Origin of the sequence: Geobacter sp. AOG1, from assembly GCF_019972315.1 — a bacterium.
Taxonomy (GTDB): Bacteria; Desulfobacterota; Desulfuromonadia; order Geobacterales; family Geobacteraceae; genus Geomobilimonas.
In genome coordinates, this window is the sequence record NZ_BLIZ01000001.1 from 2,614,818 (window position 1) to 2,636,903 (window position 22,086).

The window sequence follows — 22,086 nt, forward strand, 5'->3', positions numbered from 1 at the left end:
TATGTCCGGTAACGTGCCAGTCGTTTCTGTCGTTATACCATGTTACAATCATGGACGTTATATTGATGAGGCGGTAGAATCAGTTCTGGCACAAACATTTCAGGACTTCGAGATAATAATTGTTAACGATGGGTCGGATGATCCTTTCACTGTTTCAAAACTGCAGAATTATACTCGCCCAAAAACACACATAATTCATACACCAAACAGGGGTGTCGCTGCTGCCCGCAATCGGGGAATTCGTGAGGCTATTGGCGAATATATTCTGCCACTGGATGCCGATGACATGATAGAGCCTAATTACCTTGAACAGTCATTCAGTATGATTAGTTCGTTTCCTGGCAGATGTATTATATGTTGTGACGCATTGCTTGTTGATGGAACTGCAGGAATCATGCAACTACCCGATTATTCCAGAGACCGGTTGCTTAGCGAAAATCTGTTGTTTAATTCGTCGCTTTTTCGGAAAAGTGATTGGCAAGAGGTTGGAGGATACTGCAGTGCATTCGAGCATGGCTGGGAGGATTGGGATTTCTGGATTGCAATGACCCAAAGTGGTATTTCTGTAGTGCGGATTCCTGAGGCATTACTGAGATATCGTATCCGCAACCATTCACGTGACCGCTCGATGACGGTCAGGAGAAAATGCCAAATGCTGCTGATGTTGATAATCCGACATTTCACTTGTTATTTGAAGTCCCCTGGCAGCCTGGTCAATTTGCTGAAAAAGAAACGGCGAACTGTCAAATCGATATGAGCGAATTTCAAGTAAAAATATATACTCCGGAATCATCTGTCTGTAGCCCTTTAAGAATGCTGCGAGATATGTTTTCAGATTTGCGAAGCAGTCATGATCTTGCTTGGCGACTGGCGGTGCGCGACATAAGGGCGCAGTACCGTCAGACTATCCTCGGCATCCTCTGGGCCTTCATCATGCCGTTGGCCAACACCTTGGCCTGGGTTTTTCTCAATGCCAGCGGCATTGTCACTGTCACTGACACGGCATTGCCATACCCGGTCTACGTCTTCACCGGCACCATGCTTTGGGCGGTCTTCATGGATGCCCTCAACGCTCCGCTGGTGCAGGTCAGTGCCTCCCGGGGGATGCTTGCCAAGCTCAACTTTCCCCGCGAGGCCTTGGTCGTCTCCGGTATCTACCAGACCCTGTTCAACGCAGCTATCAAGATCCTGTTGCTGCTGGGAGCGGTGTTCATCCTGGGGGTCAAGCCTGGGTGGGCGCTGCTTCTATTTCCCCTTGGCCTTTGCTCGCTGGTGCTGGTGGGTACTGCATTCGGACTGCTGATCACCCCTGTGGGTATGCTTTACACCGACGTGGGACGTGCCCTGCCTTTGCTGCTGCAGTTTCTCATGTACATATCGCCGGTGGTTTTTCCAATGCCCAAGACCGGCCTGGCCTCCACCCTGTTCAATCTCAATCCACTGACCCCGCTTATTCTGACTTCTCGTGACTGGCTAACCGGCTTTGCGCCTGACTGCCTCGGCGCGTTTGCGTTGGTCAACCTTGCCGCAATGGTTCTGCTGTTGGTGGTCTGGGCTGTCTACCGGCTTGCAATGCCGATAATCATTGAGAGGATGAGTTCCTGATGTCTGAAGTCTTGGTCTCAGTAGACAACGTCAGCAAGAAATTCTGCCGCAGCCTGAAAAAATCCCTGTGGTACGGCATGCTAGACCTGGGCAGCGAACTGCTGGGCAGGCGACATGGCGGCAATGGCGAATTGCGTTCGGACGAGTTCTGGGCTGTGAAAGACGTGAGTTTTGAGCTGAAGCGCGGCGAATGCCTGGGGCTCATCGGACTTAACGGCGCCGGCAAGTCGACGCTTCTGCGGATACTCAACGGCCTCATAAAGCCGGACCAGGGGCGGGTAGAGATGCGGGGTCGAGTGGGAGCAATGATCTCTCTGGGAGCAGGCTTTAACCCTATCCTGACGGGGCGCGAGAATATTTACATCAATGCCTCAGTCTTGGGGCTCACCAAAAAAGAGATTGATGAGAGGATAGATGAAATCATTGATTTTTCCGAGTTAGGTGATTTTATCGATGCGCCGGTACAGAACTACAGTTCGGGGATGAATATTCGGCTTGGATTTGCGGTCGCCACGGCGTTGGATCCGGACATTTTGTTGCTGGATGAAGTGCTTGCTGTTGGAGACTTCTCGTTCCGGTTTAAAAGTTACCGCCGCATTCACAATCTTATCTCAAACTGTGCTGTTATCCTTGTCTCACACAGCATGAATGATATTGCGGCGGTCTGCACGAATGCAATCGTCATGAAAGGCGGCGAAGGCGAGAAGTTTCAAAATGTTACGGAGGCAATAAACGCATACTACAAACTTAACTTGCCTGACACTACGGAAGAGGACGCAGTCGGCAGAATATTCCAGATCCATCCGCCGCTTATCTCTGCTGAGGTTGTCATCTGCAATCCGAAGGTCGATTATCGTGGTCGCCTGGACGTTGAAATACACCTTGAAACGTCAGAACCTCTCCAGGATGTTGTTGTCTCATTTGATTGCAGAAATAGTCTAAACGTGCAGTGCCTGAACTGGAACTCAATGAACTCTGACAACGTGATCAATATTCCAAAAGGGAAGTCACGGTTTTGTTTTTCAATACATCCACTTTTGTTGAATGCTGACAGGTATTATTGGAGTTTGTGGCTGGCTCACAGGGCTACGATCGGGCCACTTATTTACTCAAATCGGGCTGGTTCGTTCGAAGTGCAGAGCAAATATTTTTCTAATTCACATATACCCTATCTGGCTGATTCAACGAAATATGAGCTGATAACTGAAGAAGCGTGAACTACGGCTAATTTCGCACTGAATTTAACTTGGCAGCATCATGAATTTGAGTGCATGTAAGTCTATATAGGTGAGGAGCTGTCATTCATGGTTTATCACAGTCTGTCACAAATAAATAATGATATGCACCGTCCTGTTTATATCATTGCTGAAGCAGGGGTAAACCATAACGGCGATCTTAACCTCGCAAAAAAGCTGGTTGATGCGGCAAAAGCGGCAGGCGCAGATTGCGTGAAGTTCCAGACCTTCAAGACAGAAGACATTGTTACTGCATCTGCGCCAAAAGCCACTTATCAGCTTAAGGTCACCGATAGGAGCGAATCACAACTCCAAATGCTGAAAAAACTGGAGCTTGATTTTGATGCGCATCTTGAACTGATCAATTATTGCCGAAAAATTGATATTGAATTTCTCTCCACACCTTATAGCATGACGGACATAAAGTTACTGGAAAAACTCGGGGTATCCTCCTACAAAATTGCATCAGGCCAGATTGTTGAACCGCTCTTTCTTCGAGCAGTTGCCGCGACCGGCAAGCCAATTTTTCTTTCAACCGGCATGGCAACACTTGCCGAGGTGGATGATGCTGTGCGGACTATCCGTGCTGCTGGCAATGGCAGGATGGTTCTCCTACAATGTACGACCGACTATCCTTCCCGCCTTGAGGATGCCAATCTCCGCACAATCCAGACCATGGCCGCTGCTTTCGGCACGGTTATGGGGTATTCCGACCATACCCAGTCTGACACCGCTTGCCTGGTGGCAATAGGGCTAGGGGCAAAGGTAATCGAGAAGCACCTGACTTTGGGGAAAAATCTGGCTGGGCCAGATCATGCCGCCTCTGCCACGCCGGAAGAGTTTGCGCGATTATGCCGGGCAATCCGCGAAGCAGAACTTACTCTTGGCTCAGGGAATAAAGAGCCTTGCGAAGCAGAAATTTTAAATGCCCGTGGAATGAGGCGTAGTCTGGTTGCTACCCGACTGATAAAAACTGGAGAAATGATTCAAGAGGATATGCTCACTTGTAAGCGCCCAGGAACCGGAATCAGACCTGGCTTGATGTCGGAAGTAATCGGGTGTATAGCAACAAAGGATATTCAGCCTGATGAACTGATCCATTGGTCTGTTTGTGGCGAGCGCAAATGAAAGACATACAGATAAATAGGCTGGTACCATCTGATGCACCTGCACTCTCAAAACTTCTCACGACTGACGATAATGTGTACCGGCAGTATTTCATCCCATTTCCCGCTGATTTCAATAGCCTTGAGGTCCGTCTGGGTACAGTGCGTGAAGACCGCTACTGGGGTATATGGTACGGAGGCAATCTTGCCGGTTTTTTTATGATGCGCGGTTTTGACGAGGGTTATCAAAGGCCATCTTTTGGTGTATATATCGCACAAGCTTATTCAAGAAAAGGGCTCTCAGGCTTTGCACTTGATTACTGCATGTGCTGGTGCAGAGTCAACAGCATAGAAACCATGATGCTAAAGGTGCATCCGGACAACCACTATGCAAGACAGACATACGAAAAGGCTGGATTTTCTGCGCTAGGAATATGCCATCGAACAGGGCATACGATCATGGAAAAATCCTGGAGAAGGGACTGATGCCATGCTATCTGTCAACAGGCTGCTTCAAAACCACTGACTTGGACGAAATAATTGCTTCAAGCCTTGAACATGGATTTAACCTTGAATTGAGTTCGGCCCTTCCCTTCTCTCCATCATCGCTAGAAACTGTCTGTAATGCTGGAAAACAGCTAGACTTTCTTGTGCACAACTATTTTCCCCCTCCAGCTATCCCCTTTGTTCTAAACCTTGCCTCCACCGATCCAGTCATTCACCAGCAGAGCGTCAAGCTGTGCAAGAATGCGATTGATCTCTGCGCCAGGCTTGGCGCCCCTTTCTATAGTGTGCATTCAGGCTTTGCGCTGAACCTTCGCCCAGAAGACCTTGGAAATCATGCAGCCCAGAGACAGCTTGCAGAAAGGCAATCCGTGCCAAGGGGAAAAGCCTATGAAATATATGTAAAAACAATCAATAATCTGGCATTATACGCAATAGACAGTGATGTGGACTTATTGGTGGAAAACAATGTGGTGTCGGTCGAAAACATCAGCGATGATGGCACATTTCCTCTCCTGCTTGCGGACATTGATGAATTAGCCAGGTTCTTTTTAGACATCAATAATCCTGCAGTCGGATTGCTTCTGGATACCGGGCATGCTAACGTTAGCGCCGCAACGTTCGGAATCCCTCCAGAACTCTATATTGAGGAACTGCGACCCTTCATCAGATGCCTCCATCTCAGCGACAATAATGGTCAGTGCGACACGAATTCGCCGATCAGATCAGAGAGCTGGTTTGCACCTTATCTCAAAGAACTGGCGGCAATACCAATGGTAATCGAAGTGAACAAACTCTTACAGGATGAAATGTTGCAACAGGTAAAATTGATTGAAGAATTGAAAGTTTGATTATTGATAACCTCATGTCATAACGGAGTAACGGAGCACTCTCCATGCCGAAAGACTTAAGCAATATTCTCGTCAACATTTCTGCAACCCTAAAAGACGTATTGGCAACTCTGGACAAAAACGCACGGGGAGTGGTGTTCATTGCAGATGACAACCAGGTCATGCGAGGTATTCTCACTGACGGCGATATAAGGCGGGCGCTGCTGAATGGCGCACAAATAACCGATTCGGCAGAGAGACACATGAACCGCAATTTCGTTGCAGGTTCTGTAAACAGCAATAGGACTGAAAACCTTGCTCTTATAAATGAAGTTATTCGCAACGTGCCCGTACTCAACAATGAAGGACATGTTGTAGATGTTGTTCTCTGGACAGACTTTTGGCGACTTCCGGTTATGGAACCGGTGTTGAAGGGTAAAGAGACCGAATACGTTCTTGACTGCCTTGCCACCAACTGGATATCGTCACAGGGGAAATATGTCGAGCGGTTTCAGGATGCATTTGCGGAGTATCATTCTGTCGCTCACGCCCTTTGTGTTTCAAACGGTACAGCCGCGCTCCATCTGGCAATGGCTGCACTCGAGCTAGGTTGCGATGATGAGATCATCGTGCCTGATCTGACTTTTGTGGCTCCTGCCAGCATGGCTGTTCTATGCGGAGCAAAGCCTGTATTTGTTGATGTTGACCGCACGACATGGACAATAGACCCTGCCGCAATCGAAGATCGTATTACTCCAAAAACAAAGGCCATTGTACCGGTTCACCTCTATGGGCATCCGTGCGATATGGATCCGATCATGGTGATTGCCAGGAAACACAACCTGTATGTGATTGAGGACTGCGCTGAGGCTCTGGGAGCTGAATATAAAGGACGCAAGGTTGGAACCATCGGTGATATCGGCGCCTTCAGTTTTTTTGCTAATAAGGTTATCACCACCGGCGAAGGTGGCATGGTAACGACCAGCAGCCTCGATCTGCACCGAAAAATGCAACTGTTGCGCGACCATGGCATGACTCGTGAGAAACGTTACTGGCATCAAGTAGCCGGTTTCAATTACCGGCTTACCAACCTTCAGGCTGCCATTGGCCTAGCACAGATGGAAAGAATAAACGAATTTCTGGAATACCGGGAAGAGATTGTTGCTAGATATGACAGACAACTGAAAAACATCAAAGGGATAATCCTGCCGCCACGTGAAAAATGGGCAAAAAACATTTTCTGGCTGTATTCTATAATTGTAGATGAAAATGAGTCAGGAATTGGACGTGATATCCTAATGGCTCAGCTAGCAGGGCAGGGAATTGATACCCGTCCGTTTTTCTACCCGCTGCACTCTCAACCCCCGTTCAGCTATGAAGCCAATCGGACGTTTCCCAACTCCGATTGGCTGGCTTCTTCAGGTCTTAGCTTACCTACTTCCAACAATATTAAACTGGAGGATGTTGATAAGGTATGCGCTGACATCATCTCTATTACAAACAGCACAAATATTATCAACACATTGAAAGCAAGGTAGCCTGAACAAGCTTGACGCTGTAAAAGGACCTGAAAATGAAGCAAAATACACAAAGAACGTCTGAGTGGCTAAGCTCGTCTATTGACAAGAACTATCACGAACGACAGTTCGCTTCACCTTATCGCAGTACGATTCATTTCGTAAATTGGCTTGAAGAACTCGGATATTTGAATAAATATGATCAGTTGAGAATACTGGATTTGGGGTGTGGCCAAGGTGCAAACTTATACTACATGGCCAGCAGATTTACTAATATTGAGTTTACTGGAATTGACATAAATAAAGATCTTGTCGAATGCGGGAATAACTTCCTAAAACAAAATAATATTTCAAATTGTCATCTTGAAACTGGTGATTGGTATGCAATGGGACCGCATTTGATAAATGCTTTTGATGGATGTATATCGCTTCAAACCTTAAGTTGGCTACCAGACTATGCAGAACCATTAAAAGCATTATCTGCTATTCAATCAAGATGGATTTGTTTGTCATCTTTATTTTATGATGGTCCATTGTCATGTGCCATTGAAGTTTCTGATTATGATGAGAATCTTGAAGTATCGATGAAATCATTTTACAACATATACTCATTACCTGTAGTGCAAAGCTTTCTTAACTCTTTGGGATATTCAAACGTTGCGTCCATTCCTTTCCATATTGATATTGACCTGGAAAAACCAATATCGAAGGGCCGGGGAACTTATACTGAAAATATTGCAGACGGAACTAGATTACAAATCTCTGGCCCACTGCTTATGCCATGGCATTTTGTTGCGGCTGAAAAATACGTATAATCGTTTCAAAGAATACCCAAAGTAGTGGCAGAAGAATTGACCTTTCTCGGATACAGAAAATATTTATGAATGAGGGTTTCTACGGATGATTAACCGCAAACGAGTTCTCGCCGTAATTCCAGCAAGAGGTGGAAGTAAAGGTCTGCCAGGGAAAAACATCAAAGAACTTTGCGGAAAGCCCCTGATTGCCTGGAGCATTGAGGCCGGCAGAGAGAGCCGATACATTGATAGGCTTGTTGTAAGCACAGATAGCGATGAAATTGCAAACATCGCCAGATCATATGGGGCAGAAGTACCATTCAAACGCCCGGAGTATCTTGCGACTGACACGGCTACGACTTTTGCTGTCTTACAGCATGCTTTGGAATATTATCAATATTCCAGGCAAGAGGTGTTTGATTATTTAGTACTGCTGGAACCGACATCGCCTTTACGCGAAATCTCTGATATTGAAAAAGCACTTGAGAAGATTGAAAACAATCCATCAGCTGACTCGATCGTTAGTATTGCGCGAGTGGAAAGTTGCCATCCTGCATTCATGATCAGGATGGACAAACAGAACGAGCTTATTTCAGGATTTCACTATGAACTGAAATACTTGCGCCGGCAGGATATAGAGGAATTGTTTTTTCTTGAAGGCTCTATCTATGTATCGAAAGTTCCTGAACTTCTTGAACAGGGGACCTTCTACCATCAGAGAACATCTGGCTATGTCGTACCAAAATGGAAATCATTGGAAATCGACGACATGGATGATTTCATAATGGTTGAGGCCTTGATGAAGAAATACAAGGGGATATCATAATGACCTACCAGGAAAGACTGCTGAAGGCCATTCCAGGTGGCGCTCATACCTATTCGAGAGGTTTTGATCAGTTCCCGTCCAATGCCCCTCAAATCCTAGAAAGTGCAAAGGGTGCCTATGTGTTTTCTCCAGATGGCCGCAAGTTCCTTGATTACGGTATGGGGTTGCGGTCGGTCTCAATAGGTTACGCAGAGGATGAAATAAACAGAGCTGCATTTGAACAGATTGAAAAAGGAAATAATCTCACACGGGCATCTATTATTGAACTTGAGGCTGCGGAGCTGTTGATAGAGCTGATCGATTCTGTTGATATGGTAAAGTTCACCAAAAACGGTTCGACAGCTACAACCGCAGCAGTAAAGCTGGCGCGGGCTTATACCGGTCGTGAACTTGTAGCCAGATGTGCGGAACACCCGTTCTTTTCATATGATGACTGGTTTATAGGATCAACTGATATTACAAGAGGCATTCCTGAAGACACCATAACAAAAACCCTGAAGTTCCATTACAACGACCTCGCCAGCCTGGAAAATATGATAGCAGAACATCCCAACCAGATAGCCTGCGTCATCATGGAACCGGCAACGATTGAACATCCAACGAACGATTTCCTGAAAAATGCAAGAGAGTTATGCCGTCGTAACGGTATTGTATTCATACTTGATGAAATGATCACCGGTTTTCGCTGGCATATAAAAGGCGCTCAGCACTATTACGGCATTGAACCGGATCTATGCACCTTCGGCAAGGCTATGGCAAACGGGTTCTCGGTAGCGGCAATAGCCGGCAGACGTGAGATAATGGAGCTTGGTTCGATAGAGTTGGAAGGGCGTGAACGCCTTTTTTTGCTGTCAACCACCCATGGCGCTGAGATGGCAGGAATGGGGGCCTTTGTGGCTTCAGTGGCATTTCTAAAAAAATACAATGTGATTGAACAACTGTGGGAGTACGGGAAAAAGCTGATTAATCTTATAAACCAGACAGCACAATCCCTCGGGATTGAAAAGTATTTCCAGGCGTTGGGAGTTCCCTGTTCTCCCTATTATCAAACCTTTGATCGGGATGGGAAGATATCAATGGCAATGAGAACGCTTTTTGCCCAAGAGATGATCAGCAATGGCGTCATGATCCCTTGGGTTGCGTTGAGTTACCGGCATGGTGACAAAGAACTGGAGTTGACCAGGATAGCTCTTGAAAGAAGCCTTACAGTTTATAAACGTGCTTTGGAGGAAGGAATATCCGGCTATTTGAAAGGGGAAATTATTAAACCGGTTTTCCGAAAATACAATTGAACCGGAGTCTTGCATGCAAAATATATTTTCATTGCAACAGAAAGTTGCAGTAGTTACCGGTGGCGCAGGTCTTCTCGGTAGAGCCATTATTAAAGCGCTGGTCTCTCTTGGGGCTGATGTAATTATTGCGGACCTTGATTTGGCTGCGGCGCAGATAATTGCCGATGCCATGTTGCGAGAGTTTGACAACGACCCGAAAATCAGTGCTCTGAAACTAGATATTGCTTCTGAAGATTCAATTTTGGCTTCAATCGATACATTGGCAAATACAGGGCATTTCCCCGATATCTGGGTGAATAACGCATACCCCAGAACCGATGACTGGGGGCTTGTGTTTGAGAAAATTCCTGCGGCATCCTGGAGATGCAACGTAGACAAACACATGAATGGCTACTGTTTATGTTGTCAGAAGATTGCCGAAGTGATGAAAAATGAAGGACATGGCTCAATCATAAATATGGGGTCCATATATGGAATGGTAGGCCCGGATTTTTCCATCTATGAAGGCACGGAAATGACAATGCCAGCAGCATATGCAGCAATAAAGGGCGGGATACTGAGCTTTACCAGATACCTGGCTGCGTACTACGGGCCTTACGGAGTTCGGGTAAACGCTGTCTCCCCGGGCGGAGTATTTAATGGCCAAGATGTATCTTTCGTAACTGAATATAGTAAGAAGCCTCCAATGCGGCGAATGGGAAAGCCGGAAGATGTTGCTGCTGCTGTGGCTTTTCTTGCATCTGATTCCGCCGGCTATATCACGGGACACAACCTAGTGGTGGATGGCGGTTGGACAATCATTTAATGTCCAATAAATAATTATTTTCGAGAACTTAATGGCTACAAGAGAAGAATTAGCTCAGTTAATAACGACATTCGAATCGGACCATCCTGTCGAGACTTATCGCTGCTATGATTGGCACGTATGGCCACTTATCCGAGTTCAGACCCATTACGCAGCTTTAAAATCAGCGGCTCACCCCATAGCCCCCATTGTTTCGCAACCAACCAATGATACCGCAAGTGGCATAAAAGATCTCTTAATGCGAGTGCCTCTATTGCCTAGGGTGGTGCGTCGAATCTGGGCAATTGGTCACAAGCGGCAGGCAGTAGCAGTGGACACAAGTAAAGAAGATCGGCCTCGTGAGCAGGAATGGGAGCGTTTGCTGGCTGCCGATCAGGAACATAACGACGTTCATACTGCAGCCGGAAGGGACGTGGTAATCCTGACTCTGTCCGGGCGACGTCAACAGACAGAGAGCGGCCTCTACGAAATATACTCCGACCCGTTGGTTGAGTTTTTCCACGATCAGGGGGTGTCAACACTGGTCTGGGAGGTCGATGAAGAGCGCTGGCCACGGTGTACACGATCCGCATGGGTAACCCGCTTGCTTGCAAAAGAAGTCGAGGAAATGCCGGATGTCCCGCTCCCTGATGAACCGGATTGGTACCGTGATGTCGCATTGTTCACTACGGCCATGCTGGGCGGACGTACGCGCTCATGGGCTGAAATATGCGGGCAGATCAGATGCCTGCAACAACAGAGTCTGGTTTTTGAACGCTGGCTGAAGCAGACTGGTGCGAAAATGATGATCTCTGTCTGCTGGTACAACCTGACGGTGATGGCTGCAACGCTGGCTGCGCGCCGTCTTGGTATTGTCAGTGTCGACCTGCAGCATGGTGTACAAAGTTGCGGGCATTTTGCCTACTCCGGTTGGGTGAAATACCCAGCAATCGGTTATGAGGTCGTGCCTGATATATTCCTGACCTGGGGGAAGACTCAATCCCGGGAACTGGTGGAGAACAATCCTGCGTTTGAGAGGCAGGCAGCAACAATCATCGGTGGAAATCTCTGGTTCAACAAGGGACGTTCAGCGACGATTTCTTTAAAGGGCAAGGGATGGGAAGATCTTCGCAACAAAATGTCAGGTTATGACAAAATTATCCTTATCGCGTTGAATGACTTTGGTGAAGGCAATGACTTCTTTGTTGAGGCGATTGCTCAAGGTCCTGCAGAATGGTTCTGGCTTCTCCGCTTTCATCCAGCCACACCACTGCATGAAAAAGAAAGCATCATGGCTCGGCTACAACAGATCAAGGCGAGCAACTATGATTATGAACAAGCCAGTTCAGTACTTTTGTATCCCTTGATATTGGCAAGCAGTGTCCATGTTACTACCCACTCAACCACCACTCTGGAAGCCCTCGGATTCGGGCTGCCTACCGTCACGATAACAAGGACAGGCGCCGCATTCTATAAGGATCTTATTGATCTCGGGGTTGTTATTCATGTTGAAACTACCGAAGAATTCCTGTCGGCAATCAGGTGTTGCGAGAAGATACCCCCCGAGATGTGCCGTACTGCCGCGTCAGATTATTTTGCGTTACCTGAAGTTGCAGAAGCAGGGCTCAAAAGCTTGTTGTCCAAAGCCGGCGTGAGTTATGGAGGGGGAATTGAGTCTATTTAAGAACGGGATGTATAAATTATTCCGGATGGTTTATGGAGCGGATCTGCAGCCATCTAAAATGGCGCAATCATCCTTACCGAGCAATCCATTGCTTCACCAGACCGCCAACATTATCAATTCTAAGCTTGACAGCACTACCGTAGTTGGCGCCTTTTCCTATATCGGAAATTCATCCCTAACGGGGCATGTCGAGGTCGGCGACCATTCCGCCGTGGTTGAAAGTTTTATATCGGGAAAGGTACAGATAGGCCGCTATACATCCTTTAACGGTCCAAACAGTGACATAGTCGCAAAGATCCATGGCGTGACCATTGGCAGTTTTTGCTCCATTGCCCGCAGTTGCACCATTCAGGAGTTCAACCATAAAACAGACAGGTGTACCTCGTACTACATTTTTCGCAATTTAATCGAAGCCGCTGACAGACAGGAATGCTTCTGGAATGGCTCCGAAGATAACGATATCGAATCACGAGGTCCAATCACGATTGGTAACGATGTCTGGATCGGGGCGCAGGTCGTAATCCTTTCTGGAGTGGCAATCGGCAGTGGGGCTGTCATTGCAGCCAATTCCACGGTAACCCGTGATATACCTCCTTATGCTATCGCGGGCGGTACTCCGGCAAAAGTAATCAGGTACCGTTTTGATCCCGAACTCATTACGGCATTGCTTCAACTGGAATGGTGGCTCTGGGATGATGAAAAAATCCGCCGTAACCGTGAGTTCTTTGACGGCACAATGACTCTAGATAAAGTCCATGTTGTAAAAGCATAACTACTTAATAAATATGTTAAATTCACACGGCGAAAAAACATGCACTAAAGTTCTGAGTCAAATAATCAGAATCGCCTTTATTGCCCATGACTGTTCATTATTTGGTGCCCAGCGGTCTCTTCTGTCCCTCTTGCTCAATATAGACAGAAACAAGTTCGAGCCAGTCGTAATAGCCCCGTATCATGGCCCTTTTCTTGATATCGTCCAAAAAGCAGGTATCCCATGCCATGTAGTACATATGTCTCGTTGGATTCCTCTCGTTACAGAAAAGAGTGGCCAGGGATTTTTCGCATTCCTGATTTCATTGCCGATACGGATATATCGGTTGACATCATTACTCTCTCGTCTCAAAGTAGATATAGTCTATAGCAATACCGTTGTTAATGCTGATGCCGCTATCGCAGCCAAGCTTTTGAGAGTTAAACATATCTGGCACTTGAGGGAAGGGGTTAATAACAGTAAACAGGTGTCATCTTATCTACCTCCTATTGTACTTCCTTACATAATAAGGTCGCTTTCCAGTAAAGTCATCGTCAATTCACAGTGGTTGGGACAACACTATTTTGGGAAGGAGTCAGAAGCAGTTGTAGTATACAATGGTATAGATTCGTCTGAACTTATCAGTAAAAATGCAAAGTCGATGAGTCTGCGCAAAGAGTTGGGCTTACCTGACAATTGTCGATTAATTGTATCCATTGGTGCTCTTGATCCATGTAAACGTCATGATGTCTTCATCCAGGCGTCAGAAATTATTAGTTCGTGCCTTGATGACGTCTATTACTTGATCGTTGGCCTCGGATATGATGACTGCACAAGAAAACTTAAGTCCCTCGCAGAAGGTTGCGCCATCCCGGAAAAGATCCTTTTTCTCGGTTGGAGGGATGATGTGGCGAGAATCCTCTCGGAAATAGATGTGATAGTTATTGCTTCCGACCAGGAAGGGTTCGGAAGGGTGGTTGTCGAAGGGATGGCGCTCAAGAAACCCGTTGTGTCTACTAGGTGTGGTGGGCCTGAGGAAATAATTGTTAATGGTGAAACTGGCTACCTAGTGCCGATCAGTGATCCTGAAGCCTTGGCGGAGCACGTAATGCTTCTTCTTAATAATGATCAACAGCGATCAGCCATGGGATTGGCTGGATACAAGAGGATGCAGGAGCATTTCTCCGAAGTAAATTATGTGAAATCCATAGAAAAAATACTTGAAAGTGTAGCTACAATGCCTCATTAGCAGGTTGTTGAAAAAACAACTAGTTGTTTTTATTCGATTATTATATATTTATGTACACAATGTTCCGAAATCAAAATGCGTGGATACGATAGCTAAGAAAGTTCTTTTTTCGTAAGTGACTGGCCCCCTGAATTGTTTGTTCTCAAGAATCATCCTCTGCGAGCCATACGAGCCATGGCCGATGAAGCGCTGAAAGGGGATGGATAAGCACTTATCCCGCTGGAGAAACTCTTGAAGGCTCAGTAACTTATGATCCTGTATTTTATCCATCTTATATCGGCAGTTGGTAAGCTTTTTAACGCAATGCTCCATTGTACGCAGCAAGAACGACTCTGGCGAAAAGGTTTTTATGTCTAATTTGCCACGCCTCATAGCCTTTTACCTCCCCCAATACCACCCAATCCCAGAAAACGATGAATGGTGGGGCAAGGGTTTTACTGATTGGACCAATGTGACCAGTGCGCGACCCTTAGTTCCAGGACACTATCAACCACATCTGCCGGCTGATCTAGGTTTTTATGACCTGCGACTTTCTGAGTCTCGCTCTGCACAGGCTCACATGGCCGCCGATTACGGTGTTACAGGTTTTTGCTACTATCATTACTGGTTTAACGGTAAAAGAGTGCTCAATCTTCCGATGGATGAGGTCGTTGCTTCCGGGAGCCCGGACTTTCCGTTCTGTCTATGCTGGGCCAACGAAAACTGGACGCGTGCTTGGGATGGTCGTTCAGGCCAGATATTACTGGAGCAGCGCTACTCAGAAGAGGACGACCGCGCACATATTGAGCATCTGCTCCCAATCTTCGCCGATCGACGCTACATTCGTGTGGGTAATCGGCCGCTGTTCCTTGTTTACCGCACAGAACTTTTACCGAATCCGGCATGTACAGCTGATATCTGGCGGGCGGCGGCGGTGAAGGCAGGCATCGGCGATATCTTCCTCGCGCGTGTGGAGTCGTTCCGCTCGGACATTGATCCGGCATCTATCGGTTTTGATGCGGCGGTCGAGTTTGCACCCGATTGGCAACAGGTTAGTCATCTGCAATTCGGACGTCTAAAGCGACTGCTGAGTATGGCTGCACTTTTCCCAAAGGGTTTCTTAGAGCATAACTTTGCGGAGTACGACAATTTGGTGCGAGGCATGCGGTCCAAATCAGAAGTTGGATATCGTCGCTACCGTTGCGTGACACCAGGTTTCGATAATTCTGCCCGTCGCAAGAAGGATGCGACGATTATTCTCAATAGCACGCCACAGGCCTATGGCAGGTGGTTGCAGGACACACTGATTGCCGAACGTCTCGCCACACGCCCTGACGACGAGAAACTCGTTTTCGTGAATGCTTGGAACGAGTGGGCCGAGGGAAACCACTTGGAGCCCGATCAGCGCTGGGGGCTTGCGTATCTTGAAGCAAACAGAGACGCGATCCGGGCGTCGGTGAACTCCACGGAATTGGAATGCACGTGAGACCTGCTCATCTGGTAGGTGAATCCATCGAGCCTATGCGTCGCCTTGCAATAGTCATCCCGGCCTATAAAGCTGCTTTTCTTGACGAAACGCTCCGTTCGATTGCCGCACAAACGTGCAAAGATTTTACCGTCTATATCGGAGACGACGCTTCACCACATGATGTGTGGTCTATCTGCGAGCCCTGGCGGGAATTCATCGACCTGCGATATCATCGTTTCAGCCAAAACCTTGGAAACCAGAATCTTGTTGCGCAATGGGAGAGGTGCATCGCCCTCAGTGTTGAGCCTTGGATCTGGTTATTTGGTGACGATGATATAATGGACCCCGGATGCGTGGAAATGTTCTATCGAGAACTGAACATATCGGGTAGCCTACATGATATCTTTCATTTTAACGTAGACGTCATTGATTCAGTTGGTGCCTTGATTTTAGAACCTACCGGGTTTCCGGCGGTATTATCAGCTAATGACTTTGCCATGAGACGGTTCTGCTCCGTGCTACCAAGCTATGCGCCGGAATATTTGTTTGCTCGAAACGCGTTGGAGAGAGTGGGAGGAATTCAATCATTCCCTCGTGCCTGGTGCTCTGATGATGCGACATGGATCAAATTGGCGGGTGAGCCTGGGATCAGAACAATCTTTGGTCCTAAAGTAAAATGGCGCTTCTCAGGTCAGAATATAAGCGCAATGCATGACCAAGACCGATACGAGAAGTTTGAGGCAGCAATTCAATATATCGAATGGATTAGTCAGTATTTTCGATTGCGACCGAGGTACGAAGTCGAAGTGCCCATAGAACTAAACTTGGGGAGGAAGTGGCTTTATAATCAAACTGAATTATTGCAAGTTTTTTTCTGCTCTAAAGGAATATGGAAAAGTGCTTTTCGATTGCATGAAGTGTATGGAAAATCTCTTTTGGGCGAGCTAATCAAACTGTTTTTGTGTGATCTGCGAGCGTTGCGTAAGCGACGAATTGTTTTTTGGGACCGACAATTTTTGTCCCGATGGACTCGAAAAGGGATTTATTGATAATGGCACAACTTCGGCCAGAATTTGAGATATCATGATAAGCCATCATTCTGAGATAAAACTAATTTGTCTTCGCGAAACCTGGAGTCACATGGCCTCGGTAAGCGGTTTTGACCCACTGTTTTCAGCTTTGGAAAATTCAGTGCCCGGCCGAATTCAGAACTATTACGTGCCACACTACGCCAGAAATGGTAAGCAAATTCATGTGTGGCAGAGATTTTGGCAATTAGTTAAATCCCCTCGCCGAGTCCAGTACCAAGAAATGGCGAACAGTCCTTTCGTTGAGTGCCGTCATGAGATTATAGCGGCAGAAGTGTTAAGTTGCGCGGAGCGTAATCCTGATGCACTGGTATTGCTTTCGGCGGGAGAAAACCAGTTTGGGTACAATTTTGCTAACGCAAGTGATTCAATCCGACGAAGAACGTTGCTGTGCCTGCATCAACCGCCATCGTGGTTGCGATTACACTGGCGTGATTTTTCAACTCTAAATGGTCTAGGCGCAATCATCTGCTTCTCTCAAGAGCAGATCAAGTTTATTTCTGATATTTGCACAACGCCGACCATTTTGATCCGGCATGGGGTTTGCCATGATTTTTTTCGTCCGACAGATTCATCGTCGGCAAATACCCCGCCCCGACTCATATTTGTCGGGCAGTGGTTACGAGATTTTGACACACTAGCGGCGGCAATGGAATTGGTATGGAGTGAGCAACCAGAAACAAGACTTGATTGTGTAGTAATAAGAGAGGTACGGAACCACCCGGCTTTACTAAAACTTGCGCGCGATGCTAGGGTTCATTGGCATGCTGACATCTCACCAGAGACGTTGCGGAAATTGTATCAACAAGCCGATTTTCTTTTTCTGCCTCTGATAGATTCTGCGGCCAACAATGCCATCGTCGAGTCTTTGGCGTCTGGGTTACCGATCATTACCTCACGGGTGGGTGGTGTTGTTGATTATGTTCCGGAAGCTACAGGGGAGTTGTGTACCCCTGGGGATGCATCTTCCCATGCTAAAACTGTTTTGCGTTGGATTCAAAATCGGGAGCATATTCAGGATTCGGCCGTAATTGCGCGAGAGTTCGCTGAATATGATCTGGATTGGGCTCGAATAGCTAATAATCTCATATTTGAACTCCATCAACTGGCATATTTGTAAAGTGGCCGGAGGTAATAACTTGCTTATAATATTACAAATAAAGATAAATGATCATTCGTCATGTCTTTAGTAATAGCTAATTTTTTCTGGCATGGCTCTTGTCTTAGTCTTCAAGAACATGTTTGTATTTCCTCATTCATCAAAAATGGTTTTGATGTTCGGGTTTATTCTTATACTGATTTAGAAGTGCCGAAAGGAGCGACGTTATGTGATGCATCCGAGATATTGCCGGCCTCTGATCTGAGTAAGTACACTCAGGCTGGTATGAAAGCTAACCTCGCGGCTTTTTCGGATGTATTTAGATATCAAGTTATAAGAAAAAAAGGTGGGTGGTGGTTTGACACTGACGTATTGTGTTTAGCATCGTCAAGTCAGTTTGTACAAATTTTAAGTGCTAAAGACATAAAGGTATCTGCAGGATTCCAGAGTCCTGATGTTATTGCTTGTGGTGTTCTCTACCTGGACTATTCCTGTTTGACTAATAAGATACTTGATGAAATAGAGAATGTGGGAACAGAATTTGATTGGGGAGCAATAGGGCCGACCCTTATCACGAGAGTTATAAATGAATTAAATCTGCGTCATCTGGTTGAGCCGGAAATATTTTTCTACCCGATTCATTACTCACAATTTCGCAGAATGTTTGATCCTGCCTGGACTGATTGGTGCAAATCTAGAGTGGATGGTTCACTGTCAGTGCATCTTTGGAACGAATTTATCCGAAGAGATCTGATTCCTAAATCAATCATGCCGCCGTCCGGTTCTTTTCTAAATGAAGTTTATTTAGAAGTTTGTCCCGAACTTGGCAGTATAAAAGCGCTGCCATTCGAAACGATAAAGGCTCTTTTTGATTACTCGGATTTGAAAGATGAACACCAACGGCTATCGGATGAACATCAACGATTTGTAGCTATTAAAAATAAGATAATAAATAATTTTATTGTGTCGTTGCTGTTGACTGTACGAAGTAAAATCAGGAAATTATAAAGTTGCCGTGAAATTTGCAATTTAATATTTGAAAGATAACGCAACTAGGTAACTATCATTATGCCGCCGAAAGTAACAGTATGCATGCCGGTTTACAATGCTGAAGCTTTCGTAGCCGAAGCTATTTCGAGCATCCTTTCCCAGACGTACAGTGATTTTGAATTACTCATCATTGACGATGGCTCAACCGATGGTAGCGCCGCCATAGTGAAGGCATTTTCCGACCGACGGATTCGGGTGATACGCAGCAACTCTAACTTGGGGATAGTTGCTGCGTTGAACCGAGGGATAGGGGAGGCTAAGGGTAAATATATTGCTCGTATGGATGCTGATGATATCTGTATGCCTGACCGACTGGAACGTCAGGTATATTTTATGGATACAAATCCATCTGTCGGTATCTGTGGTACATGGCTTGAATCTTTTGGTTCTAAACCCAAAGCAGTGTGGTCACCGCCATGTGATGATGACGAAATAAAATGTAGCTTATTGTTTGAATCGGTTCTTTACCATCCAACCATAATGTTCAGAAAATCATTATTTGATGATCTTGCCATATGTTATTCAGCTGATTTTCCACACGCCGAAGATTATGAATTATGGGGTCGTTTAGTCGATACTTGCTCGTTTGCAAATATTGGCAAAGTGCTTCTTAAATATCGTTTGCATGATCAAAATATAGGTTTTTGTGAAGCTGCCACCCAGCAGGCATCTGCAGACAAAGTCAGAATGCGGTTGTTAAACAAATTGGGAATTGAACCCGTTGACGATGAATTGGCCCTTCATTCAGCATTGTCGATGTGGCGCGTTTCAGCAGATTTGCAAACTTTGCAAAATGCACATGATTGGCTTTCGAAGCTGGTTCTCGCAAATGTTGCAAGTGGGCTATTTCCCCAAAAAGCTTTTGAAAGAATTATTGCTCGCAGATGGTATCAGACATGCCTCTTATCAACAACGCTCGGATTTGATGCCTATAGGTTCTGCTTTCAGTCTCGGTTATGTAATACACTGCAAATTCCCCTTCATCATAGATTTATATTTTTGATACGTGCTCTTTTGCGCAAGGTATAATGAGGGCACATCTATGAGTCCGCCACATAAACAAGAACGAGTTGTAATAATTGCCCCTTCTGCCCCGCCTTCAGGCGCTGGTGGTGTTGCGAACGCACATTATCAGCTCTATCGTTGTTTCAAACACCGTGGCCTCGACGCTATTCTTTTAACCTTCAACGAACAAGGGAACGACATATCAGAATCTGACATCATCCGTTTTGGGGCTTCTTCCACGCTGAGATCATTTTTGTCTCTAAGTTGCTCCATATATTTGAAATTTCGCGGGTCGTGCCGGCAGGCCTACCAGTTGAATGATATTATTGCATCGATACCTGGTGTACGCCAACTTAATAAGACACTCCGCCATCTTAATCCGGAGCATATTATTATTCCTGACCATGGTGCCCCTGGACTTTTTCTCGACAAAGGAAATGCACGGCTAACACTGGTGACACACCATAACCCGTCTCGATTCAACAAAGATTTGGCTTTAGGAGATTACTGTCCTGTTGATATACATGATGCCATTTCTCTTGAACAACGTGTTCTGAAAAAAGTTGATGGTGTGATTGCACCGTCACGGTACATGGAGGGCGTTTTCAGGGAAACGTTTCACTTCGACGGCCCTGTTACGATGATTCACAATCCGGTTGATTTAATGTTTGTTGACGAAATATCCAAAAATGATGTGCGGGCTGAACTTGGCCTGCCTATAGAAGCACCCCTGGTATACATACCCTCAGCAGGAAGCAGGTTGAAGGGAGCATGTTATGTGGCGCAGATCATCAGAAGTCTGGCAGGTATCTACCGTGGTAAGCTGGGTTTCTATCTGTCTGGAGGGATATCAAAGGAACTCATGGAGGTGCTTCATGGTCTTCCCCAGAATGTTCGCGTATTCTCGCCAGGACATTTGGATTATGCCAGCAATCTGGCATTGATAAAAGCCTGTAGTTTTGGTGTTTCACCAACCCTTATTGAGAGTTTCGGCATGTCCATCCTTGAGGCTAATCTGTGTGGCGTGCCAATGGTGGTTTTCCGGGTGGGAGGAACAGGAGAAATTATAGTTGATGGTCTTAACGGTTTCTGCGTCCCCTGTCATGATATTAACAGTCTTTGCTCTACAGCAGAACAGTTTCTAAATGTCGAATTCTGCAAGAAGATGGGGGATTCGGCCTGTCGCTATTCGCGTCAATACTTTGAAACCAATGCGATTATTGACCGTTACCTGGCTTTCTGCCATATTGGTATAGGTTATTGACAGAGGACGCATGATTCATAACACCGTTGATTATAGTCTCATTTTGAATGATGTCATCCGGGAACTGCATGCCTGCCCCGTTGACCTGCTGTCAATAGGTGATGGCGATGGGGAGTCGGCTTACCTTGAACACTCCAGGCAATCATACCAACGCACCCTGAAAGATATTGTCCAGCTTGTTGATTCACTTCATCTCAAGCCCCATGAGGTTCGTATTTTGGAAATAGGTGGGTTTCTCGGAGTAGTGAGCAGCACGCTGGCACGAATCGGTTTTGACGTTACCGTTCTAGATATACCTGAATTCATGTCAAATATGAGGCTGAGCAAACGTTACCTGCACGATGGTGTTGCCACTATTGCCGCCAACCTGCGTGACTATCTCATACCTGTTCAATCAGGCACCTTAACGCTGGCAATTATGTGTGAGACTCTGGAGCATCTTAATTTTAACCCATTGCCTGTCATGGCTGAGGTTAACAGGATTCTTTCAGCGGATGGCTACCTATATCTGTCACTGCCTAACCAGGCATCACTGGTGAACAGGGCAAAACTGCTCGCTGGTCGCTCGATTCATAACCCGGTCACCGATTTTGCGGAACAGCTTACCAAAAAGAGTAATATGGTCGTGGGTATTCACTGGCGTGAATACACAGCTGCTGAATTGCGGGAGATGCTTGACCTGAGTGGTTTTTCAATAGTAAGCCACGAGTTTTTTACCACACATCATGCTAGCCTTCCAGCTCGGCTAGCGTATGCCCTGTTTCCCAAGTTGAGGTCGAATCAGACTCTGCTAGCCCGCAAGGTAGCAGCGGTTAATGCGGACTTTCATTTTTCTGACGCAACGCGGTGACAGGAGCCACACCGCCCCTCAAATTTTAAATTGAAATCTAAAATGATGATGATCTTTTACTTTAAGAGGAATCGGTAATGATCGTCACCCTGTAACGTGATTTTGG

The 22,086-nt window shown here is 46.2% G+C and carries 21 protein-coding genes; all 21 read left to right on the forward strand.

Features of this window, described 5'->3' with window-relative positions:
• Position 1: 1 nt before the first annotated feature.
• The 21 genes from LDN04_RS11880 (at position 2) to LDN04_RS11985 (ending at position 21,980) form a co-directional block, all read left to right on the forward strand.
• Positions 2-757: a glycosyltransferase family 2 protein gene (locus tag LDN04_RS11880; RefSeq protein ID WP_223910668.1), complete on the forward strand. Its 756-nt coding sequence runs from the start codon at positions 2-4 to the stop codon at positions 755-757.
• 68 nt (positions 758-825) lie between these two features.
• A complete protein-coding gene (locus tag LDN04_RS11885; protein WP_223910671.1) occupies positions 826-1,605 on the forward strand; it encodes an ABC transporter permease in 780 nt (259 codons plus the stop codon).
• The gene (locus LDN04_RS11890) at positions 1,605-2,822 is read left to right on the forward strand and encodes an ABC transporter ATP-binding protein (protein ID WP_223910674.1); all 1,218 of its coding nucleotides are present in this window, start codon (positions 1,605-1,607) and stop codon (positions 2,820-2,822) included. Before LDN04_RS11885 ends, LDN04_RS11890 begins: the two co-directional genes overlap by 1 nt.
• Positions 2,823-2,909: 87 nt before the next feature.
• Entirely contained in the window at positions 2,910-3,968 is a 1,059-nt protein-coding gene (gene neuB / locus LDN04_RS11895) for an N-acetylneuraminate synthase (RefSeq protein ID WP_223910677.1), read from the forward strand.
• Entirely contained in the window at positions 3,965-4,432 is a 468-nt protein-coding gene (locus LDN04_RS11900) for a GNAT family N-acetyltransferase (protein ID WP_223910680.1), read from the forward strand. Before neuB ends, LDN04_RS11900 begins: the two co-directional genes overlap by 4 nt.
• Positions 4,432-5,301 carry a sugar phosphate isomerase/epimerase gene (locus tag LDN04_RS11905; protein WP_223910683.1) on the forward strand — a complete coding sequence of 290 codons (870 nt, stop codon included), beginning with the start codon at positions 4,432-4,434 and terminating at the stop codon, positions 5,299-5,301. The genes LDN04_RS11900 and LDN04_RS11905 overlap by 1 nt, the downstream gene beginning before the upstream one ends.
• A 44-nt stretch (positions 5,302-5,345) precedes the next feature.
• Complete coding sequence (locus LDN04_RS11910) at positions 5,346-6,818, forward strand: aminotransferase class I/II-fold pyridoxal phosphate-dependent enzyme (protein WP_223910686.1); 1,473 nt, start codon at positions 5,346-5,348, stop codon at positions 6,816-6,818.
• Positions 6,819-6,853: 35 nt separating this feature from the next.
• Positions 6,854-7,612 carry a class I SAM-dependent methyltransferase gene (locus LDN04_RS11915; RefSeq protein ID WP_223910690.1) on the forward strand — a complete coding sequence of 253 codons (759 nt, stop codon included), beginning with the start codon at positions 6,854-6,856 and terminating at the stop codon, positions 7,610-7,612.
• Between the two features lie 85 nt (positions 7,613-7,697).
• Positions 7,698-8,417, forward strand: a complete 720-nt coding sequence (locus LDN04_RS11920; RefSeq protein WP_223910693.1) for a cytidylyltransferase domain-containing protein — start codon at positions 7,698-7,700, stop codon at positions 8,415-8,417.
• The gene (locus LDN04_RS11925; protein WP_223910696.1) at positions 8,417-9,709 is read left to right on the forward strand and encodes a glutamate-1-semialdehyde 2,1-aminomutase; all 1,293 of its coding nucleotides are present in this window, start codon (positions 8,417-8,419) and stop codon (positions 9,707-9,709) included. Before LDN04_RS11920 ends, LDN04_RS11925 begins: the two co-directional genes overlap by 1 nt.
• 13 nt (positions 9,710-9,722) lie before the next feature.
• On the forward strand, positions 9,723-10,514 hold the full coding sequence (locus LDN04_RS11930; protein ID WP_223910699.1) for an SDR family oxidoreductase: 792 nt from the start codon (positions 9,723-9,725) through the stop codon (positions 10,512-10,514).
• A 31-nt stretch (positions 10,515-10,545) separates the two neighbouring features.
• Positions 10,546-12,177 (forward strand): hypothetical protein, encoded by a 1,632-nt coding sequence (locus LDN04_RS11935; protein WP_223910702.1) that lies wholly within the window; start codon positions 10,546-10,548, stop codon positions 12,175-12,177.
• The gene (locus tag LDN04_RS11940; protein WP_223910705.1) at positions 12,164-12,949 is read left to right on the forward strand and encodes a CatB-related O-acetyltransferase; all 786 of its coding nucleotides are present in this window, start codon (positions 12,164-12,166) and stop codon (positions 12,947-12,949) included. Before LDN04_RS11935 ends, LDN04_RS11940 begins: the two co-directional genes overlap by 14 nt.
• A 13-nt stretch (positions 12,950-12,962) precedes the next feature.
• Complete coding sequence (locus LDN04_RS11945; RefSeq protein ID WP_223910708.1) at positions 12,963-14,177, forward strand: glycosyltransferase family 4 protein; 1,215 nt, start codon at positions 12,963-12,965, stop codon at positions 14,175-14,177.
• Between the two features lie 349 nt (positions 14,178-14,526).
• On the forward strand, positions 14,527-15,642 hold the full coding sequence (locus LDN04_RS11955) for a glycoside hydrolase family 99-like domain-containing protein (RefSeq protein WP_223910711.1): 1,116 nt from the start codon (positions 14,527-14,529) through the stop codon (positions 15,640-15,642).
• A 35-nt stretch (positions 15,643-15,677) separates the two neighbouring features.
• Complete coding sequence (locus tag LDN04_RS11960) at positions 15,678-16,673, forward strand: glycosyltransferase family 2 protein (protein WP_223910714.1); 996 nt, start codon at positions 15,678-15,680, stop codon at positions 16,671-16,673.
• A gap of 91 nt (positions 16,674-16,764) precedes the next feature.
• Positions 16,765-17,832 carry a glycosyltransferase family 4 protein gene (locus tag LDN04_RS11965; RefSeq protein ID WP_223910718.1) on the forward strand — a complete coding sequence of 356 codons (1,068 nt, stop codon included), beginning with the start codon at positions 16,765-16,767 and terminating at the stop codon, positions 17,830-17,832.
• Between the two features lie 60 nt (positions 17,833-17,892).
• Positions 17,893-18,819, forward strand: a complete 927-nt coding sequence (locus tag LDN04_RS11970) for a glycosyltransferase (RefSeq protein ID WP_223910721.1) — start codon at positions 17,893-17,895, stop codon at positions 18,817-18,819.
• A gap of 60 nt (positions 18,820-18,879) precedes the next feature.
• Positions 18,880-19,890: a glycosyltransferase family 2 protein gene (locus tag LDN04_RS11975; protein ID WP_223910725.1), complete on the forward strand. Its 1,011-nt coding sequence runs from the start codon at positions 18,880-18,882 to the stop codon at positions 19,888-19,890.
• Between the two features lie 13 nt (positions 19,891-19,903).
• Positions 19,904-21,130, forward strand: coding sequence for a glycosyltransferase family 4 protein (locus LDN04_RS11980; RefSeq protein WP_223910728.1), 1,227 nt, complete (start codon positions 19,904-19,906; stop codon positions 21,128-21,130).
• A 10-nt stretch (positions 21,131-21,140) separates the two neighbouring features.
• A complete protein-coding gene (locus LDN04_RS11985; protein WP_223910731.1) occupies positions 21,141-21,980 on the forward strand; it encodes a bifunctional 2-polyprenyl-6-hydroxyphenol methylase/3-demethylubiquinol 3-O-methyltransferase UbiG in 840 nt (279 codons plus the stop codon).
• The last annotated feature ends 106 nt before the right edge of the window (positions 21,981-22,086 follow it).

Excerpts from the sequence above, each read along its gene's own strand:
- LDN04_RS11880 (WP_223910668.1), top strand. The coding sequence starts at position 2 with ATGTCCGGTAACGTGCCAGTCGTTTCTGTCGTTATACCATGTTACAAT.
- LDN04_RS11885 (WP_223910671.1), top strand. The coding sequence starts at position 826 with ATGTTTTCAGATTTGCGAAGCAGTCATGATCTTGCTTGGCGACTGGCG.
- LDN04_RS11890 (WP_223910674.1), top strand. The coding sequence starts at position 1,605 with ATGTCTGAAGTCTTGGTCTCAGTAGACAACGTCAGCAAGAAATTCTGC.
- neuB (WP_223910677.1), top strand. The coding sequence starts at position 2,910 with ATGGTTTATCACAGTCTGTCACAAATAAATAATGATATGCACCGTCCT.
- LDN04_RS11900 (WP_223910680.1), top strand. The coding sequence starts at position 3,965 with ATGAAAGACATACAGATAAATAGGCTGGTACCATCTGATGCACCTGCA.
- LDN04_RS11905 (WP_223910683.1), top strand. The coding sequence starts at position 4,432 with ATGCCATGCTATCTGTCAACAGGCTGCTTCAAAACCACTGACTTGGAC.
- LDN04_RS11910 (WP_223910686.1), top strand. The coding sequence starts at position 5,346 with ATGCCGAAAGACTTAAGCAATATTCTCGTCAACATTTCTGCAACCCTA.
- LDN04_RS11915 (WP_223910690.1), top strand. The coding sequence starts at position 6,854 with ATGAAGCAAAATACACAAAGAACGTCTGAGTGGCTAAGCTCGTCTATT.
- LDN04_RS11920 (WP_223910693.1), top strand. The coding sequence starts at position 7,698 with ATGATTAACCGCAAACGAGTTCTCGCCGTAATTCCAGCAAGAGGTGGA.
- LDN04_RS11925 (WP_223910696.1), top strand. The coding sequence starts at position 8,417 with ATGACCTACCAGGAAAGACTGCTGAAGGCCATTCCAGGTGGCGCTCAT.
- LDN04_RS11930 (WP_223910699.1), top strand. The coding sequence starts at position 9,723 with ATGCAAAATATATTTTCATTGCAACAGAAAGTTGCAGTAGTTACCGGT.
- LDN04_RS11935 (WP_223910702.1), top strand. The coding sequence starts at position 10,546 with ATGGCTACAAGAGAAGAATTAGCTCAGTTAATAACGACATTCGAATCG.
- LDN04_RS11945 (WP_223910708.1), top strand. The coding sequence starts at position 12,963 with ATGTTAAATTCACACGGCGAAAAAACATGCACTAAAGTTCTGAGTCAA.
- LDN04_RS11955 (WP_223910711.1), top strand. The coding sequence starts at position 14,527 with ATGTCTAATTTGCCACGCCTCATAGCCTTTTACCTCCCCCAATACCAC.
- LDN04_RS11960 (WP_223910714.1), top strand. The coding sequence starts at position 15,678 with ATGCGTCGCCTTGCAATAGTCATCCCGGCCTATAAAGCTGCTTTTCTT.
- LDN04_RS11965 (WP_223910718.1), top strand. The coding sequence starts at position 16,765 with ATGGCCTCGGTAAGCGGTTTTGACCCACTGTTTTCAGCTTTGGAAAAT.
- LDN04_RS11970 (WP_223910721.1), top strand. The coding sequence starts at position 17,893 with ATGTCTTTAGTAATAGCTAATTTTTTCTGGCATGGCTCTTGTCTTAGT.
- LDN04_RS11975 (WP_223910725.1), top strand. The coding sequence starts at position 18,880 with ATGCCGCCGAAAGTAACAGTATGCATGCCGGTTTACAATGCTGAAGCT.
- LDN04_RS11980 (WP_223910728.1), top strand. The coding sequence starts at position 19,904 with ATGAGTCCGCCACATAAACAAGAACGAGTTGTAATAATTGCCCCTTCT.
- LDN04_RS11985 (WP_223910731.1), top strand. The coding sequence starts at position 21,141 with ATGATTCATAACACCGTTGATTATAGTCTCATTTTGAATGATGTCATC.